This is a genomic window from Kitasatospora sp. MBT66 (assembly GCF_000710405.2).
GTDB lineage: Bacteria > Actinomycetota > Actinomycetes > Streptomycetales > Streptomycetaceae > Kitasatospora > Kitasatospora purpeofusca.
Map to the genome: position 1 here is coordinate 426,565 of NZ_JAIY01000016.1, position 15,700 is coordinate 442,264.

Here is a 15,700-nt window from a genome sequence, read left to right on the forward strand (position 1 = left end):
GGCGGCGACGGGTGGTCCGGGCCGGTCGCGGGCGCCCCGCAGCCGGGACAGGCCAGAGCGCCGTTCAGATGACGGCGGCAGGGCGCGCAGTAGTTCATAGGATCTTCCCCGTGCTGCCGGACGGCAGGCTCACACCGGTCGCCGTCCTTCGCCGCCGGCCGCGCACGTCGTCGTGCACATGCGGAGCCTAGGCACGGCGACGGCGGGGGTGCCATGCCTGCCTGTGAGGCTTCTGGAGAGATGCCGTGTCAGTCGGCCGTGCACCGCCCACCGGCCGCCCGCGGTCCACCACCTCCCGGGGACGGCCCGGAGGCAGTCCGGGGGCGGGCCCGGAGGCGACCCGGCCGGGGGATTGTCGGTCCGGACTGGTAGACAGTTGTTCGGCCCGCACCGACGCCCCAGGAGCAGCGCATGACGGTCAACAAGCACATCGAGGACTTCCACGGCCTGCCGGTCTTCGACTTCGTCACGGCCGTCGACGCGGGCGACGAGCTTCCGGAAGCAGGAGCGGTCGCCTGGAAGATCGGCGTCGAGATCGACTCCGAGCAGGACTGGACCGCCCGGTGGGGGCAGTTCCTCGACCGGGTGGACTCCGCCTCGGTGACGGCCGTGGTGGTCGGCGAGTGGTCGCACGACGGCCCGATGAGCTTCGCCGGACCGATGGCCGCCCTCCTGGAGGCGGCCGACCGGCTGCCCGCGCTGCGCGGGCTGTTCCTCGGCGACATCACGTACGAGGAGAACGAGATCTCCTGGATCCAGATGGTCGACGTGACACCGGTGCTGACGACCTTCCCGCTGCTCACCGAGCTGGTGGCGCGCGGTGCCTCCGGCGAGTACGCGGAGGACGGGGGCTTGGCGCTCCAGCCGCTGCGGCACGAGCACCTGCGGGCGCTGCGCTTCGAGTCGGGCGGCCTCACCGGGGAGGTGCCGCGGGCGGTCGCGGCGAGCGAGCTGCCCGCGCTGGAGCGGCTGGAGTTCTGGCTCGGTGTGGACGCGTACGGCGGCACGACCAGCACGGCCGATCTGGAGCCGTTCCTGGACGGCGGCCGGTTCCCCGCGCTGCGCCACCTCGGCCTGCAGAACAGCGTGTTCCAGGACGAGATCGCCGCCGCCCTCGCGCACGCCCCCGTGGTGGCCCGGCTGGAGTCGCTGAACCTGTCGATGGGCGCGTTCACCGACGAGGGTGCGACGGCACTGCTCGACGGCCAGCCGCTGACCCATCTCAAGCGCCTCGACCTGCACCACCACTACCTCAGCCAGGGCATGCAGCAGCGGCTGCGGGAGGCCCTGCCGGGGGTCGAACTCGACCTCTCCGAGGGCGGCAAGCCCGACGACCGGTGGCAGTACGTGGCGGTGGCCGAGTAGCCCGCCCGCCCGGGGCCTGCCTTCCGGTGGCCGCCCCGGGCACCCCGCCCGACCGTTCCCGCACCTGCCGCACTCACCGCACCCGCCGCAGTCGCAGAAGTCACCGAAATCGCCGCCCAGGGGGCACCCGTGATCATCACCAGCACCACCGACCGCTTCCTGCACCTGCCGGTCGTCGACTTCTCGGTCGACAAGCCCCGCCGGAGCAACCGGGGCGACCGGATCGAACTCCCGGAGCCGGGCACCGTCGCCTGGCGGCTCGCCGTGGCGTACGGCTCGGAGGGCGGCTTCGAGGCCCTCTGGTCCGCCTTCCTGGAGGCCGTCGACCCGGCCGCCGTCCGCGGGCTGGTCCTCGGCCCCTGGTGGATCCAGGACTACACCCCGGTGTCCGAGGCGCTCTCCAGGATCGTCGCCGACGCCGACCGGTTCCCGGCCCTGGAGGGCCTGTTCATCGGCGACGTCTCGTCCGAGGACTGCGAGATCTCCTGGCTGGAGATGTCCGACGTCACCCCGGCCCTGAAGGCGTTCCCCCGGCTGACCGACCTCGTGGTGCGCGGCGGCAACGGGCTGCGGCTCGAGCCCTTCCGGCACGAGCGGCTGACCCATCTGCGGTTCGAGACCGGCGGGCTGCCGGGCCGGGTGGTCCGGGGGGTCACCGCGAGCGAGCTGCCCGCCCTGGAGAGCCTGGAGCTGTGGTTCGGCGTCGACGAGTACGGCGGCGACGCGACGATCGACGACGTCGCACCGCTGCTGGCCGGCACCCGGCTGCCGGCGCTGCGCCACCTCGGCCTGCAGAACAGCGAGTTCCAGGACGAGATCGCCGCCGCCGTCGCGCACGCCTCCGTGGTGGCGCAGCTGAGCACGCTGAGCCTGTCCATGGGCGTGCTGAGCGACGAGGGCGCCACCGCGCTGCTGGACGGCCAGCCGCTCACCCACCTCAAGAGCCTCGACCTGCACCACCACTACCTCAGCGAGGCCATGCAGGAGCGGATCCGGGAGGCCCTGCCGGGCGTGGACGTCGACCTCTCCGACGCCGAGGAGGAGGACGAGGACGAATGGCGCTACGTCGAGGTCTCCGAGTAGGCGCGGACCGATGCTGACGACCCCGCGGGCCTTCGGCCCCGCTCCGGCCCGGGTGGGCCACCGGCTCCCGCCGGACGGGCGGCTGACCGTGCTCGGCAATCCCGGCCACCGCCGGGTGACGCTGTTCGCGGCCGCCGCCCGGGCCGCCGGGCTCCCCGAGCCCGCCGTCCTGCCCTGGATCGATCTGCTGCGCGGTACCCACCGGGTCCCCCCGGGCGCCGTGCTGCGGATCGAGTCCCCGGGCGAGGACGAAGCCGTGGACGCGCTGCTGCGCGGCCCGGTGCTCGGCGCGGACTACGCGGCGACCCGGGTCGAGGGCGGCGCGGCCTGGTACGCCGGGGTGACGGCCGCGCTGCGCACGCTGGCGGCGACCCCGGGGGTCGTGCTGCTCGGTGATCCGGAGGAGATCGCCGTGATGTTCGACAAACGGCGGACGCACGCCCTGCTGGCGGCGGCCGGGGTCCCGGTGCCGCGCGCCCTGGAGGGCGGCGCCGTCGCCGGCTGGGACGACCTCAAGGCGCGGTTGGACGCCGCCGGGCTGCGCCGGGTCTTCGTCAAACCGTCCCACGGCTCGTCCGCCTCGGGCGTGGTGGCGTTGGAGTTCGGTCCGCGCGGCCAGTTGCGGGCCACCACCTCGGTGGAGCTCGCCGACGGCCGGATGCACAACTCGCTGCGGGTCCGCCGCTACCAGGAGGAACGCCAGGTGGCGGAGCTGGTCGACCGGCTCGCCCCGGACGGCCTGCACGTCGAGCAGTGGGTGCCGAAGGCCTCCCAGTCGGGCCGCTCGGCGGACCTGCGGGTCGTGGTCGTCGCCGGGCGGGCGACCCATGCGGTGGTCCGCACCAGCGACCGGCCGATGACCAACCTCCACCTCGGCGGTGCCCGGGGCAGCCTGGAGCTGGCCCGGGAGGCCGCCGGACCGGCCTGGCCGGACCTCCTGGAGACGGCGGAGCGGGCGGCCGCCTGCTTCCCCGGCTCGCTGACGGTCGGCGTCGACGTGCTGCCGACCGCCGCCTGGCGGCGCACGGTGGTCGGCGAGGTCAACGCCTTCGGGGACCTGCTGCCCCGACTCACCGGCCTGCCGGGCGGGCCGGCGGAGGGCCTCGACACCTACGCCGCCCAGCTCGCCGCGCTCGGCGCCGCCCCGCTCGCGGCAGCCGCACCGCCCGGGGCGACGGACCCGGCGACGCACCCGACACGCCCGACGCACCCGACGCACCCGAACCATCCACGTACGGAAAAGCCCTGATGAGCCACCGCACCGCCGCCACCGCCCCCACCATCGACCCGACCGCCGACCCGGGCACCTCCCCCTCCCCTGGTCCCGCCGATCCCGACATGAACGCCGTGGTGGGCAGCCACGACCTGTTGCTGGTCACCCTGGACACCCTGCGCTTCGACGTCGCCGAGGAGCTGGCCGCCGCCGGGCGGATCCCGAACCTGGCCGCCCGCCTTCCCGGCGGGCGCTGGGAGCGGCGGCACTCCCCCGGCAGTTTCACCTACGCCGCCCACCAGGCGATCCTGGCCGGCTTCCTGCCGACCCCGGCCTCGCCCGGCGGGCCGCACCCGCGGCTGTTCGCCGCCCGGTTCGCCGGGTCGGAGAGCACCGCGCCGCGCACCTGGGTGTTCGACGCCCCCGACCTGCCGGGCGCGCTCGCCTCGGCCGGCTACCGGACGGTCTGCATCGGCGGCGTCGGCTTCTTCAACAAGCAGGGCCCGCTGGGCTCGGTGCTGCCGGGCCTGTTCCAGGAGAGCCACTGGGCGCCGGAGATGGGCGTCCCCTCGCCGACCTCCTTCGAGGCGCAGGTCGATCGGGCCGAGCGGGTGGCGGCCGAGCAGCCCGCCGGGCAGCCGCTGTTCCTGTTCGTCAATGTCCCGGCGCTGCACCAGCCGAACTGGTTCCACCTGCCCGGTGCGACGCGCGAGCACGGCGACAGCAGGGAGAGCCACGCCGCCGCGCTGGAGTACGTGGACGCCCACATCGGCCGACTGTTCGCGGCGATGAGCGCGCGACGGCCGTGCTTTGCCATCGTCTGCTCGGACCACGGCACGGCCTACGGGGAGGACGGCTACACCGGCCACCGGATCGGCCACGAGGTGGTCTGGACGGTCCCGTACGCCCACTTCACGCTGCCCGCGACGACCGCGCCCGCGGTGCCCGCCCCGTCCTCCGCACCCGCCCCGTCCTCCGTGCCCACCTTGTCCTCCGTGCCCGCCTCGTCCGCCGCAGCCGCCCCGACCGTCGAGGAGACCGTATGACCACCGCCCCCGCCGCGCCGGCCGTCCTCCCCGACGGGTCCGCGGGCTCCTCCCCGTACCAGTCGTACGTGTACGCCTACCCGCACAAGACGGCGTACCGCGACCTGCCGGACCGTCCGCCGCTGCGCGAGCTGTGGGCGGGCGAGTCGCAGCACGCGCTCTCGCTCTACCTGCACATCCCGTTCTGCGAGGTGCGCTGCGGCTTCTGCAACCTGTTCACCCGGATCGGCGGCCCGGACGGGCTGACCACCGCGTACCTGGACGCGCTCGACCGGCAGGCGGGCGCCGTCCGCGCGGCACTGGACGAGGGGGCCGGGTTCGCGCTGGCCGCGTTCGGCGGCGGCACCCCGACGTATCTGAGCGCCGCCGAGCTGGAGCGGCTCTGCGACATCGCCGAGCACCGGATGGGCGCCGACCTGCGGGCGATCCCGCTCTCGGTCGAGGCCTCGCCCGCCACGGCCACCGCCGACCGCCTCGCTGTGCTGGCGGAGCGCGGCACCACGCGGCTGAGCCTGGGGGTGCAGTCCTTCGTCGACGCGGAGGCCCGCTCCGCCGTCCGACCGCAGAAGCGCGCCGAGGTGGAGGCCGCGCTGGGCCGGATCCGGGACGCCGGGTTCCCGGTCCTCAACATCGACCTCATCTACGGCATCGACGGCCAGACGGAGGCGAGCTGGCTCCGGTCGCTGGACGCCGCACTCGCCTGGCGGCCCGAGGAGCTGTACCTGTACCCGCTGTACGTCCGGCCGTTGACCGGGCTGGCCCGGCGCGGGGAGGCGGAGAGTCCCGCCGAGTGGGACACCCGGCGGCTCGCGCTCTACCGGGCCGGCCGCGACCACCTGCTCGCCCACGGCTACGAGCAGGTGTCGATGCGGATGTTCCGCCGGGCGGCCGCGCCGCAGGCCGGGGTGAGCGAGTACGCCTGCCAGACCGACGGCATGGTCGGCCTCGGCTGCGGCGCCCGCTCCTACACCTCCCGTCTGCACTACTCCTTCGACTACGCGGTGGACGCGACGGAGGTGCGCCGCATCATCGACGACTACGTGGCGACCCCGGCGTTCGACCGCGCGGTGGTCGGCCGGGCGATGACGCCGCCGGAGGCGCGGCGCCGGCACCTCGTGCAGTCGCTGCTCCAGGCGGAGGGGCTGGCGCTCGCCGACTACCGGGACCGCTTCGGGAGCACCCCGGTCGAGGACTTCCCGGCCGAGTTCGAGGCCTTCGCCGCACGCGGCTGGCTGGCGGAGGACTCCCTGGGCGTGGCCACCGGTCCTGCGGATCGCACCGATCCCGCCGAGCGGCTCAGGCTCTCGCCCGAGGGTCTGGCGCACTCGGACGCGGTCGGCCCGATGCTGTTCTCCCCCGAGGTCCGCGCGTTGATGGCGGAGTACGAGGCGAAATGACCTTCCTCGGTATGCCCGCGCCCGGGCCCGCCCCGGCCCCGACACACACCCCGTCCCCGGGGCCCGCCCCGGCCCCGGCGTCCGGGCCGCTCGACCTCGCTCTGCTCTACCGGGGCCCGCTGGCCTCCTGCGACTACGACTGTCCGTACTGCCCGTTCGCCAAGCGGCGCGACACGCCCGGGCAACTCCGGGCCGACCGGGCCGCGTTGGAGCGCTTCACCGGCTGGGTGGCCGGACGCGGCGGATCCGGGGACACCCTCTCGGTGCTGTTCACCCCGTGGGGCGAGGGGCTGGTGCGGTCCTGGTACCGGCGGGCCATGGTCGAGCTGAGCCGGTTGCCGCACGTACGGCGGGTCGCGATCCAGAGCAACCTCAGCTGTCGCACCGGCTGGCTGGCCGAGGCGGACCTCGACACCCTCGCGCTCTGGGTCACCTACCATCCCGGCCAGGTCGAGCACGGGCGCTTCCTCGCCAAGTGCCGCGAGCTGGACGCGCTCGGTGTGCGGTACAGCGTCGGCGTGGTGGGGCAGCCGGAGCACCTCGCGGCGGCCCGGCGGCTGCGCGCCGAGCTGTCCCCGGCGGTCTACCTGTGGATCAACGCCGCCGAGGGCCGCACCTACACCGACGCCGAGGCGGCCGACTGGACGGCCCTCGATCCGCACTTCGGGTACAGCCGGCACGCCCACCCCAGCGCCGGCCGGGCCTGCCGCACCGGCGAGTCCGTGGTCTCGGTGGACGGCGACGGCACCGTCCGCCGCTGTCACTTCGTGCCCGAGGAGCTGGGCAACCTCTACGACGGGTCCTACCGGGCCCGGCTCGGCCCGCGGGCCTGCCCGCTGCCGGTCTGCGACTGCCACATCGGTTATGTGCACCTGGAGACGCTGCCGCTGTACGAGGTCTTCGCGGGCGGTGTGCTGGAGCGGATCCCCCGCACCGGTGTCCCCCACGCCCCGTGACCCCGCAGGCACGCTGCGGGGTACCCGCGCCCCGGCCCGGCTCCCGCCTGGCCGGGGCGCGGTGCGGGTACCTACGCTGGAGGGAGGAGGAGGCGATCAGCATGCTTGGAGACGCACCCTTGGTGGCGATGATTCCCGCCGCCGACGTGGCCCGGGCGAAGGCTTACTACACCGACACCCTCGGCCTCGAACTCAAGGACGCCGGCCCGCACGGCGAGCTGACCTTCGTGTGCGGCGGCACCGAGTTCGGCATCTACGAGACACCCAGCGGCGGCCAGGCCGCTCACACCCTGGCCAGTTTCGAGGTATCCGACCTGAACGCGGAGATGGCCGGGCTGCGCGGCAAGGGCGTCGTGTTCGAGGACTACGACATGCCCGGCCTGAAGACGGTCGACGGCGTCGTCGAGGACGAGGGCATGCGCGCGGCCTGGTTCAAGGACTGCGAGGGAAACGTCCTCTGCCTGCACCAGCGCACCGCCGGCTGACCCGGTTCACCGGGGCCCGCCCGCTCCGGACCGCACCGGAGCAGTCCGGACGCCGGTGAACACACGCCCCCGGCCGGGCACCGCACGACGCGGTGCCCGGCCGGGGAACGAGGGAGCGGATGCCGCGGCGGGTGTCAGCCCTCGGCGGCTAGGCCCGGAACGGCGGTGTCGAGGGCCTCGGTGACCTGGTCCAGCAGCACCCTCAGGGTGGCGAGCTGTTCGACCGGGAGTCCGGTCGCGACCAGGAGTCGGCGCGGCACCTGCCCGGCGCGCTCGCGCATCGCGGAGCCCTCGCCGGTGAGGCTGACGGTGACCGAGCGCTCGTCCTCCGGGCTGCGCTTGCGATGCACCAGACCGGCCGCCTCCAACCGCTTGAGCAACGGGGAGAGGGTCCCCGAGTCCAGTCGAAGGTGTTCGCCGATCCGTTTCACCGGCAGTTCGCCGTGTTCCCAGAGCACGAGCATCACCAGGTACTGCGGATAAGTCAGGCCAAGATCCTTGAGCAACACCCGGTAGACACCGCCGAAGGCGCGGGAAGCCGCGTTCAGCGAGAAGCAGATCTGTCGGTCCAGGAGGAGCAGGTCGGCATCGTCGGGAAGGTCGGGCAGCACGGTCATGGGTCCATGGTAGCGACGACATGCACACCATTCAGTTGTGCACAATTGAATGGTGTGCTCTACTTGTTCTCGGAAGGCGGTCCGAACGGGCCGCCGGACCACCACTTCGTACGCAGGACGAAAGGGAACAGACCCATGGACGCGCTCTACACCGCAGTCGCCACCGCCAACGGCCGGGAGGGCCGCACCGTCAGCTCCGACGGTCAGCTGGACCTCGCGCTGGCGATGCCGCCCGGCCTCGGCGGCAGCGGTCAGGGCACCAACCCGGAGCAGCTGTTCGCCGCCGGCTACGCCGCCTGCTTCGCCAGCGCGCTGGGCCTGGTCGGTCGGCAGGCCAAGGTGGACACCGGCGAGATCTCGGTGACCGCCGAGGTGTCCATCGGCAAGGACGCCGAGGGCTTCGGCCTCGCGGTGGTCCTGCGGGTCGAGCTGCCCGAGGCGCTCGCGGGCGAGACCGGTCAGCTCCTGGTGAAGAAGGCCCACGAGGTGTGCCCGTACTCCCGCGCCACCCGCGGCAACATCCCGGTCGAGCTCGTCGTCGAGTAGTCACCGGCCGAGCCGTCACCGGCCCCGAACACCGAGGGTGCCCCGCCGCGCGACCGCGCGGCGGGGCACCCTCGCGTCAGCCCGATCAGCCGGACGACGGCGGGGGAACATCCGGCGGACCCGGGGGTGGCGGCGGAGCCGACGGCGCGGCCGGCGGACCGGCCCCCGGTGATCCACCGCTCCCCCGCAGGACGTCCAGGCGGTGCCGGTACTCCCCCGCGTCGATCTCACCGCGCGCGAACCGCTCCGCCAGCACCTGCTCGGCCGCCGGCCAGGCCGGCAGCACTCCACCCGACGGACCACCCGGACCACCGGGGCCACCCGGAGCCCCGCCCCACATGCCCTTGGGCGGCGGCGGACCGGCGACCCGCGATCTCCGGGTCAGGAGCACCGCGACGACCACCAGCGCCACCACGGCCAGCAGCAGTCCCAGCGCGAACAGGCCCAGACCCCAGGGCCCGACGCCATGACCGTAGCCATGGCCGTTCCAGTGCCTCATCACGACCTCCTCACCACCCCGGTCGGTGAGCGGCCGCCTTGACCGACGGCCCGCCCCGGGGCGCTCGGCGCCTCACCACCATCGTGCGCCCCCGCGCGTCGGAGTGGCGTGAGGAGATGCCGCCCCACCGACCCGTGGGGCGCACGGGAGGCGGGAGAGCGCAGGAGGGCGGCCGAGCATACGCCGCCGGGAGGCCGCCGGACCGGGAAAGCCTCCGGACGCACCCGAGGCCGGACCGTCCCGCACCCGGCCGGGTAGCGTTCGCCCCATGAACCACCACCCGTCGGCCGACGACCGCGAGCGCCTCGTCGCGGCCGGGGTACTGCTCCGCTACGCGGATCACCGCCCGCACCCGGCACTGGGCCACTCCACCATCGGCTACGTCTCGACGGCGCTCTGGTACGAACTCACCGCACTGGCCATCTCCCCCGACGCCGCGGCGGCCACGGCCCACGCCCTGCTCCGCGCCATCGCCGCCGACGCGGTGGACGCCGCCCTCCTGCCCGGCAACGAGACCGCGCCGCGCGACGACCTCTACGTGACCCACCCCGCGTACATCGGCCCGCGCCGCCGCACGGTCTGGTTCCAGCGCTCCGGACCGCGCGGCCTGGTGACGGCGATGTTCCCGCCGTAGACCCGGCTCCCGAGCCGATCGCGCGACGGGGGCACAGCGGCCGCGCCACATCGCCGCGGGCCGTCGGACACCGCCTCAACGCCGCGCCGGGCCCCGTCCTCGCGGGCGGCCCCCGGCGCGCTGCCGGCGGGCGTGGCGCACGTACATCACCGTCCCCGCCGCCGGGACACCGACCAGGACGAGGGAGAGCCCCACCGGGAGCACCCCCACCAGCACCGTCGGTGAGACGTACGCCGTTCCGGACGAACCGTCCGCCAGCCGCGCCCGGGCCGTTTGCGAGCGGGCATCCCCCTCGACGCGGACATCGAAGGCCGGACCGCCGCTGTCAGCGGTGAAGACACCGGAGCAGGACGTCGAGGTTCCCTGGCCCGCCCCGATGTCGTGGGTCCAGCAGGTGACTCCGGTCACCGTCCCCGGCTCGCCCCAGAGCGTCGCCCGCAGCTCGTCGGTGAAGTTCGCCAGCACGGCGTAGGCCAGGATGACGCCGACCATGCAGGCCAGCACGAGCCACGGGACGGGTCCGACCTCCTCCGGCTGCCGGTACGCAGCATCCTCGGCCTCGCTCATCCCCACCCCGGATCGTCGACGGACCTCCATGGTGGCCGGTCCGGGACGCTCTCGGAAGGCCCTCCGCGCATCGTCGCCGGGCCGGTCGGACGTGGTGCACCGACGTGCGCGACAGGTCCGGGATCACGCACCGCCCGGGACGACCGGCGCGTCCGGAGCGCCCCGTTCGATCCGCAGGCTGTGGCACGTCCAGCTGAGCAGGTCGGACCCGAAGATCGGCGGCCGGTCGTGGTAGGCGCCGTCCGCGACGGACAGATTGACGATCAGGTAGGCGTGCCAGTCCGCGCCCACTCCGCGCCGGTCGGCGTGGATCAGGGTGCCGTCGACGAACCAGTCGACCGAATGGGCACCGAAGACCGTCCGCAGGTCGAAGGTCACGCCGGGGGCTATGCCGGCCTCGGCGCCGTGCCAGTAGCGGTAGCCGCCCCGGACGTGGTTGGAGATCTCCAGCAGGTCCGGGTTGTCGGGGTGGTACTCGAAGACGTCGATCTCGTTGCCGCCGTCCCGCCAGGTCCAGATGGCCGGCCAGGCGCCGAGTTCGCGGGGCAGGGTGATCCGCGCGCTCAGCACGTCCCCGGTGCGGACCTGGAAGCCCTCGGGGCTGCCCTCGGTGGTCAGCAGATTGCACGTCCAGAGCTCGCCGCCGTGGCGCCGGACGGCGGTGAAGATCCCGCCGGGGCAGTACGCGCGGCTGAGGAAGTCGAGTTTGTGGTCCCCCCGGTTGGTCGGCCCCATCCGGGGATAGGCGCTGCTGCGCCCCGCGATCCACTGGCTGGTCGATGTGAAGTCCGCGTCGAACACGACGGCCACGGCTGCCTCCCCGGTCACCGGCGGCGCGGCGGCCCGCTACCGCCGCACACGCAGGGTGATATTCCCTGTACGCACCGCAATATTCGAAGCGGACGCTCCGGATCCAGCCGATTCCCGATCGAACGGAGTGGCGAGGGGCGGCGAGCGCGGGCGTACAGGGTCAGCGGACCGGCGCAGGCGCGTCGCTCCCGCGCGCGCTGCCGTTGCGCGCGCCCCCGGCCCGGCCGTCGGCCCCTCGCCCTCCAGCGCCTCGCCCGGGGCTCCCGGGGCCCTCGACGCCCCCGGCGGAACCGGCGGCACCGGCGGAACCGGCGGCACCGGCGGAACCCGCAGAACCGGCAGAACCCGAACCGGCTCCGCCGCCCGCGCCGTCCGCGCCGCCCGGGGAGTCGCCCTCCGGGCCCAGGCCGCCGAAGGTGTCGGCGCTCAGCCGGTCGGTCACCGACACCACGCCGTCCACCGAGCGGCAGAGGTTCAGCACGATCGGCACGAGGTGTGGCTCCGGCACCGTGCCGCTGAGCACCACCCGCCCCTGGTCGACCTCGACGCCGACCAGGGCCGGGCTCACGCCCTCGACCCGGCCGAGCACCTCCTCGACGATCTCCCGGCGGATCACCCGGTCCTCGCGCAGGAAGACCCGGAGCAGGTCCCCCCGGCTCACCATGGCGAAGACCCGGCCGTCCTCGTCCAGCACCGGCAGCCGCTTCACACCGTGCCGGCCCATCAACCGGGCCGCCGCGACGACGCTGGTCGACGGGGTGATGCAGACCACCGGTCCGCTCATCAGATCGGCGGCGGTGACGGAGCCGTCCGGACCGGGCCTGACCGCGCCGGGCGGTGGGATCAGACTGCCCTGGTCCTCCTGTGCCGCCAGGGTGAGCAGCAGGTCCGCCTCCGAGACGATGCCGAGCGGCCGGCCGTCGTCGTCCACCACCGGCACTCCGGTGATGTCGTACTCGGCCAGTAGCGCGACGATCTCCCGGAAGCCGGTCTCGGGCATCACCCGGACCACGGGACTGGTCATCACTGATTCGACGGTGGCATGCCGCACGCCGGTTCACCTCGTCCGCGAGCACCGTCCGGCCGGACCTCGGTCGTCCGGTCGGCTGTACGAGGAGCATCTCCCCCGACCGGCCGATCCGCCAGGGGCCAAGGGGCTGAATCGCGGGGACCAACGGCCCCTGGCCCGAACACCGCGTTTACCGGGCCCGGCGCCGCACCGCGCGGGTGCCCCGGCCCGGCGCGCGCCCACGACCCGCTGGGCCGGACGGGCCGGACCGGCCGATCGGGGTGCGCAGGACACCTGCGGCGCGGGTACGCCTTCCGGCCGGACCGCCCACCGCCGACCCCGGGAGCCACCGTGACCCACGCCGCCAGCCCCGACGACCGGCCCACCGACCAGCCCGACGACGGACCCGACGACCGGCCCACCGACCGGCCCGACGACGGACCCGACGACCGGCAGACCGACCGGCCGAACGACCCACCCCCCGGCGGACCGCTGCGCTGCCTGGTCACCGGGGCCACCGGCTACATCGGCGGACGGCTGGTCCCGGTCCTGCTCGACGCCGGCCACACCGTGCGGTGCCTGGTCCGCGCCCCGGACCGGCTGCGGGACCACCCCTGGCGGAGCCGGGTCGAAGTGGTCACCGGGGACGTCACCCGCCCCGAGAGCCTCACCGACGCCTTCACGGACGTCGACGTCGCCTACTACCTGGTGCACTCGCTCGGCACCGGCCCGGACTTCGAGGCCACCGACCGGGCCGCCGCCGGGGCGTTCGGGCGGGCGGCGGCGTCGGCCGGGGTACGCCGGATCGTCTACCTGGGCGGCCTCGCCCCCGCCGGAGTCCCGGCCGGGCGGCTCTCCCCGCACCTGCGCTCGCGGGTCGAGGTCGGCCGGGTGCTGCGGGCGAGCGGCGTGCCGACCGCGGAACTGCGGGCCGCGGTGATCATCGGCTCCGGCTCGGCGTCCTTCGAGATGCTGCGCCACCTCACCGAACGGCTGCCGGTGATGGTGACCCCGCGCTGGGTGGACACCCGGATCCAGCCGATCGCCGTCCGCGACGTGCTGCGGCTGCTGGTCGGGGCCGCGACGCTGCCGCCCGAGCTCGACCGCGCCTTCGACATCGGCGGCCCCGAGGTGCTGACCTACCGCCGGATGATGGAGCGGTACGCGGCGGTGGCGGGACTGCCGCGCCGGCTGATCCTCGCCGTGCCGGTCCTCACGCCCCGGCTCTCCAGCCTCTGGGTCGGCCTGGTCACCCCCGTGCCCGGGTCGATCGCCCGGCCGCTGGTGGAGTCGCTGCGGTACGAGGTGGTCCGCTCCGAGCACGACCTCGACCGCTTCCTGCCCGAGCCGCCGGGCGGCGCCGTCGGCTTCGACGACGCCGTCCGGCTGGCACTGCGGCGGATCAGGGACGCGGACGTCGCCACCCGGTGGTCCTCCGCCTCGCTGCCCGGCACCCCCAGCGACCCGCTGCCCACCGACCCGGACTGGGCCGGCGGCAGCCTCTACCAGGACGTCCGGGAGCTCCGGGTGGACGTCGACCCGGCCGCGCTGTGGCGGGTGGTGGAGGCGATCGGCGGCGACAACGGCTGGTACTCCTTCCCGCTCGGCTGGGCGGTGCGGGGGTGGGTGGACCGGCTGCTCGGCGGGGTCGGCCTGCGGCGCGGGCGGCGGGACCCGGCGCGACTGAGGGTCGGCGAGTCGCTCGACTTCTGGCGGGTGGAGGAGCTGCAGCCCGGACGGCTGCTGCGGCTGCGCGCCGAGATGCGGCTGCCCGGCCCGGCCTGGCTGGAGCTGACCGTCACCCCGGACGGCCGGGGCGGCGCCCGGTACCGGCAGCGGGCGCTGTTCCACCCGCGCGGGCTGGCCGGGCACGCCTACTGGTGGGCGGTGGCGCCCTTCCACGCCGTCGTGTTCGGCGGGATGGCCCGCCGGATCACCGAGGAGGCCGCGCGCGGCGGCGAGGGAGGTACCGGGGGAAGTGCCGGGGGAAGTGCCGGGGAAGGCCCCGGGGACGGCACGCCCTGAGCGGCCGACCGCACGGCTCACGGCCCACCGGCCAGCGGCCGGCCGTCGGTCAGCGCTCCCGGCGCAGGTCGGCCAGTTCCCCGGTGATCCGGCCGAGGAAGCGCGCCACCGCGGCGATTTCCGCCGGGGTGAACTCGGCGCGCACCGTCTCGGTCCGCCGGGCCACCGGCGCGAACCACTCCGCCGCCATCCGGCCGGCGCCCGGCAGGTAGTGCACCAGGACCAGGCGCCGGTCGGCGGCGTCCCGGCCGCGGCGGATGTGCCCGGCCCGCTCCAGCCGGTCCAGCACGGCGGTGACGGCGCCCGAGGAGAGGCCCAGCTCCTCGCCCAGCCGTCCGGGCGTGATCCCGCCGCTGCCGGACCCGCCGGGCTCCGGGGCCGCGCGCATGACCGCCAGCAGCGCCTGGACGTCCGTCGTGTGCAGGCCGCTGGCGCCGGCGAAGCCGTGGCCGAGCAGGTGCATCTCGGAGGCGAGGTCCTGGAGCAGCCGTCCGAGCGCCGGTCCGCCGGGCGGTACCTGCCCCTGGTCGGGCTCCTGCTGTTCCTGCTGCTCCCCCTGCTCGGACAAGGTGTGTTCTCCGGTCGCGTACGGCGTCGATCCAACCCGTTCAGCCTAACGGCGCCGCGCCGCCGCCCCGCGGATCACCCCCCGGTGCCCGACCCGACCTCGGCCGATTCCGCAGCCGACACCGACCCCGGCCGAAGACCCCTCCGGCCGGGCCCGGCCGGCCACCAGACCCGGTCGCCGAGGTCCCGCACCAGCGCGGGCACCAGCAGCGAACGGACCAGCAGGGTGTCCAGCAGCACCCCGAACGCCACGATGAAGGCGATCTGGGCGAGGAAGGCCAGCGGGATCACCCCGAGCGCGGCGAAGGTCGCGGCCAGCACCACACCCGCCGAGGTGATCACCCCGCCGGTGGCGGTGAGCCCGCGCAGCACCCCCTCGCGGGTGCCGACGCGCAGCGACTCCTCGCGGACCCTGGTCATCAGGAAGATGTTGTAGTCCACCCCGAGCGCGACCAGGAACACGTACCCGTACAGCGGCACCGAGGGGTCCACCGCGGAGAAGCCGAACACGTGCGGGAACACCACCGCGCTGACCCCGAGCGTGGCGAGGTAGGAGAGCGCGACGGTGGCGGCCAGCACCAGCGGCGCCACCAGGGAGCGCAGCAGCAGGACCAGCACGGCCAGCACGCAGAGCAGCACCACCGGGGTGATCAGGCGCCGGTCGTGGGCGGCGGTGGTCCGGGTGTCCTCCTGCTGGGCGGTGTAGCCGCCGACCAGTGCCCGCGCGTCGGGCACGGCGTGCACCGCGTCCCGCAGCCGGAGGACGGTGGCGATGGCCGCGTCGCTGTCGGCCGGGTCGGTGAGTGTGGCCTCCAGCCGCACCCGGCCGTCCACGACCAGCGGCGCGGCACCCGGCGCGGCACCGGACGCGCCGCCCTGCC

General features: G+C 74.8%; 17 protein-coding genes. 10 read left to right on the forward strand and 7 right to left on the reverse strand.

Annotation, left to right across the window (positions count from 1 at the left end; all coding sequences use genetic code 11):
• Window positions 1–411 precede the first annotated feature (411 nt).
• The 7 genes from BI06_RS37785 (at window position 412) to BI06_RS37815 (ending at window position 7,545) form a co-directional block, all read left to right on the forward strand.
• Window positions 412–1,365 carry an STM4015 family protein gene (locus BI06_RS37785; protein WP_030393116.1) on the forward strand — a complete coding sequence of 318 codons (954 nt, stop codon included), beginning with the start codon at window positions 412–414 and terminating at the stop codon, window positions 1,363–1,365.
• 135 nt (window positions 1,366–1,500) lie between these two features.
• Window positions 1,501–2,448: an STM4015 family protein gene (locus BI06_RS37790; protein WP_369826365.1), complete on the forward strand. Its 948-nt coding sequence runs from the start codon at window positions 1,501–1,503 to the stop codon at window positions 2,446–2,448.
• 10 nt (window positions 2,449–2,458) lie between these two features.
• Entirely contained in the window at window positions 2,459–3,697 is a 1,239-nt protein-coding gene (locus BI06_RS37795) for an STM4014 family protein (RefSeq protein WP_199523418.1), read from the forward strand.
• 89 nt (window positions 3,698–3,786) lie between these two features.
• Window positions 3,787–4,707, forward strand: a complete 921-nt coding sequence (locus tag BI06_RS37800; RefSeq protein ID WP_199523427.1) for an STM4013/SEN3800 family hydrolase — start codon at window positions 3,787–3,789, stop codon at window positions 4,705–4,707.
• Entirely contained in the window at window positions 4,704–6,104 is a 1,401-nt protein-coding gene (locus BI06_RS37805; RefSeq protein WP_030393120.1) for an STM4012 family radical SAM protein, read from the forward strand. Before BI06_RS37800 ends, BI06_RS37805 begins: the two co-directional genes overlap by 4 nt.
• The gene (locus BI06_RS37810; RefSeq protein WP_233290453.1) at window positions 6,101–7,060 is read left to right on the forward strand and encodes an STM4011 family radical SAM protein; all 960 of its coding nucleotides are present in this window, start codon (window positions 6,101–6,103) and stop codon (window positions 7,058–7,060) included. Before BI06_RS37805 ends, BI06_RS37810 begins: the two co-directional genes overlap by 4 nt.
• A 101-nt stretch (window positions 7,061–7,161) precedes the next feature.
• Window positions 7,162–7,545 carry a VOC family protein gene (locus tag BI06_RS37815; protein WP_043475865.1) on the forward strand — a complete coding sequence of 128 codons (384 nt, stop codon included), beginning with the start codon at window positions 7,162–7,164 and terminating at the stop codon, window positions 7,543–7,545.
• 134 nt (window positions 7,546–7,679) lie between these two features.
• Here the strand turns inward: BI06_RS37815 and BI06_RS37820 are convergent, their stop codons facing one another.
• Window positions 7,680–8,162: a MarR family winged helix-turn-helix transcriptional regulator gene (locus BI06_RS37820; protein WP_043475867.1), complete on the reverse strand. Its 483-nt coding sequence runs from the start codon at window positions 8,160–8,162 to the stop codon at window positions 7,680–7,682.
• A 135-nt stretch (window positions 8,163–8,297) separates the two neighbouring features.
• Between BI06_RS37820 and BI06_RS37825 the strand changes: the two genes are divergently transcribed.
• Window positions 8,298–8,708, forward strand: coding sequence for an organic hydroperoxide resistance protein (locus BI06_RS37825; protein ID WP_030393124.1), 411 nt, complete (start codon window positions 8,298–8,300; stop codon window positions 8,706–8,708).
• Between the two features lie 85 nt (window positions 8,709–8,793).
• Here the strand turns inward: BI06_RS37825 and BI06_RS37830 are convergent, their stop codons facing one another.
• Window positions 8,794–9,207, reverse strand: coding sequence for a hypothetical protein (locus BI06_RS37830; protein ID WP_051742745.1), 414 nt, complete (start codon window positions 9,205–9,207; stop codon window positions 8,794–8,796).
• 268 nt (window positions 9,208–9,475) lie between these two features.
• On the opposite strand from BI06_RS37830, the gene BI06_RS37835 reads away from it, so the two are divergent.
• Window positions 9,476–9,841, forward strand: coding sequence for a hypothetical protein (locus BI06_RS37835; RefSeq protein WP_030393126.1), 366 nt, complete (start codon window positions 9,476–9,478; stop codon window positions 9,839–9,841).
• A gap of 75 nt (window positions 9,842–9,916) precedes the next feature.
• On the opposite strand, the gene BI06_RS37840 is transcribed toward BI06_RS37835, so the two are convergent.
• From BI06_RS37840 to BI06_RS37850, 3 genes are all read right to left on the reverse strand, one after another.
• Complete coding sequence (locus BI06_RS37840; protein WP_043475869.1) at window positions 9,917–10,408, reverse strand: hypothetical protein; 492 nt, start codon at window positions 10,406–10,408, stop codon at window positions 9,917–9,919.
• Window positions 10,409–10,531: 123 nt separating this feature from the next.
• Window positions 10,532–11,218 carry a family 16 glycosylhydrolase gene (locus BI06_RS37845; RefSeq protein ID WP_030393128.1) on the reverse strand — a complete coding sequence of 229 codons (687 nt, stop codon included), beginning with the start codon at window positions 11,216–11,218 and terminating at the stop codon, window positions 10,532–10,534.
• Window positions 11,219–11,378: 160 nt separating this feature from the next.
• A complete protein-coding gene (locus BI06_RS37850; protein WP_063795112.1) occupies window positions 11,379–12,242 on the reverse strand; it encodes a CBS domain-containing protein in 864 nt (287 codons plus the stop codon).
• A gap of 477 nt (window positions 12,243–12,719) precedes the next feature.
• Between BI06_RS37850 and BI06_RS37855 the strand changes: the two genes are divergently transcribed.
• Window positions 12,720–14,252 (forward strand): SDR family oxidoreductase, encoded by a 1,533-nt coding sequence (locus BI06_RS37855; RefSeq protein WP_051742805.1) that lies wholly within the window; start codon window positions 12,720–12,722, stop codon window positions 14,250–14,252.
• Window positions 14,253–14,301: 49 nt separating this feature from the next.
• On the opposite strand, the gene BI06_RS37860 is transcribed toward BI06_RS37855, so the two are convergent.
• Window positions 14,302–14,820 (reverse strand): MarR family winged helix-turn-helix transcriptional regulator, encoded by a 519-nt coding sequence (locus tag BI06_RS37860; protein ID WP_030393131.1) that lies wholly within the window; start codon window positions 14,818–14,820, stop codon window positions 14,302–14,304.
• Window positions 14,821–14,894: 74 nt separating this feature from the next.
• Window positions 14,895–15,700 (reverse strand): MMPL family transporter (locus BI06_RS37865; RefSeq protein ID WP_149030623.1); only part of this gene is annotated, 806 nt, incomplete at its 5' end.

Coding starts and splice junctions, on each gene's coding strand:
- BI06_RS37785 (WP_030393116.1), top strand. CDS start 412: ATGACGGTCAACAAGCACATCGAGGACTTCCACGGCCTGCCGGTCTTC.
- BI06_RS37795 (WP_199523418.1), top strand. CDS start 2,459: ATGCTGACGACCCCGCGGGCCTTCGGCCCCGCTCCGGCCCGGGTGGGC.
- BI06_RS37800 (WP_199523427.1), top strand. CDS start 3,787: ATGAACGCCGTGGTGGGCAGCCACGACCTGTTGCTGGTCACCCTGGAC.
- BI06_RS37805 (WP_030393120.1), top strand. CDS start 4,704: ATGACCACCGCCCCCGCCGCGCCGGCCGTCCTCCCCGACGGGTCCGCG.
- BI06_RS37810 (WP_233290453.1), top strand. CDS start 6,101: ATGACCTTCCTCGGTATGCCCGCGCCCGGGCCCGCCCCGGCCCCGACA.
- BI06_RS37815 (WP_043475865.1), top strand. CDS start 7,162: ATGCTTGGAGACGCACCCTTGGTGGCGATGATTCCCGCCGCCGACGTG.
- BI06_RS37820 (WP_043475867.1), bottom strand. CDS start 8,162: ATGACCGTGCTGCCCGACCTTCCCGACGATGCCGACCTGCTCCTCCTG.
- BI06_RS37825 (WP_030393124.1), top strand. CDS start 8,298: ATGGACGCGCTCTACACCGCAGTCGCCACCGCCAACGGCCGGGAGGGC.
- BI06_RS37830 (WP_051742745.1), bottom strand. CDS start 9,207: ATGAGGCACTGGAACGGCCATGGCTACGGTCATGGCGTCGGGCCCTGG.
- BI06_RS37835 (WP_030393126.1), top strand. CDS start 9,476: ATGAACCACCACCCGTCGGCCGACGACCGCGAGCGCCTCGTCGCGGCC.
- BI06_RS37840 (WP_043475869.1), bottom strand. CDS start 10,408: ATGAGCGAGGCCGAGGATGCTGCGTACCGGCAGCCGGAGGAGGTCGGA.
- BI06_RS37850 (WP_063795112.1), bottom strand. CDS start 12,242: ATGACCAGTCCCGTGGTCCGGGTGATGCCCGAGACCGGCTTCCGGGAG.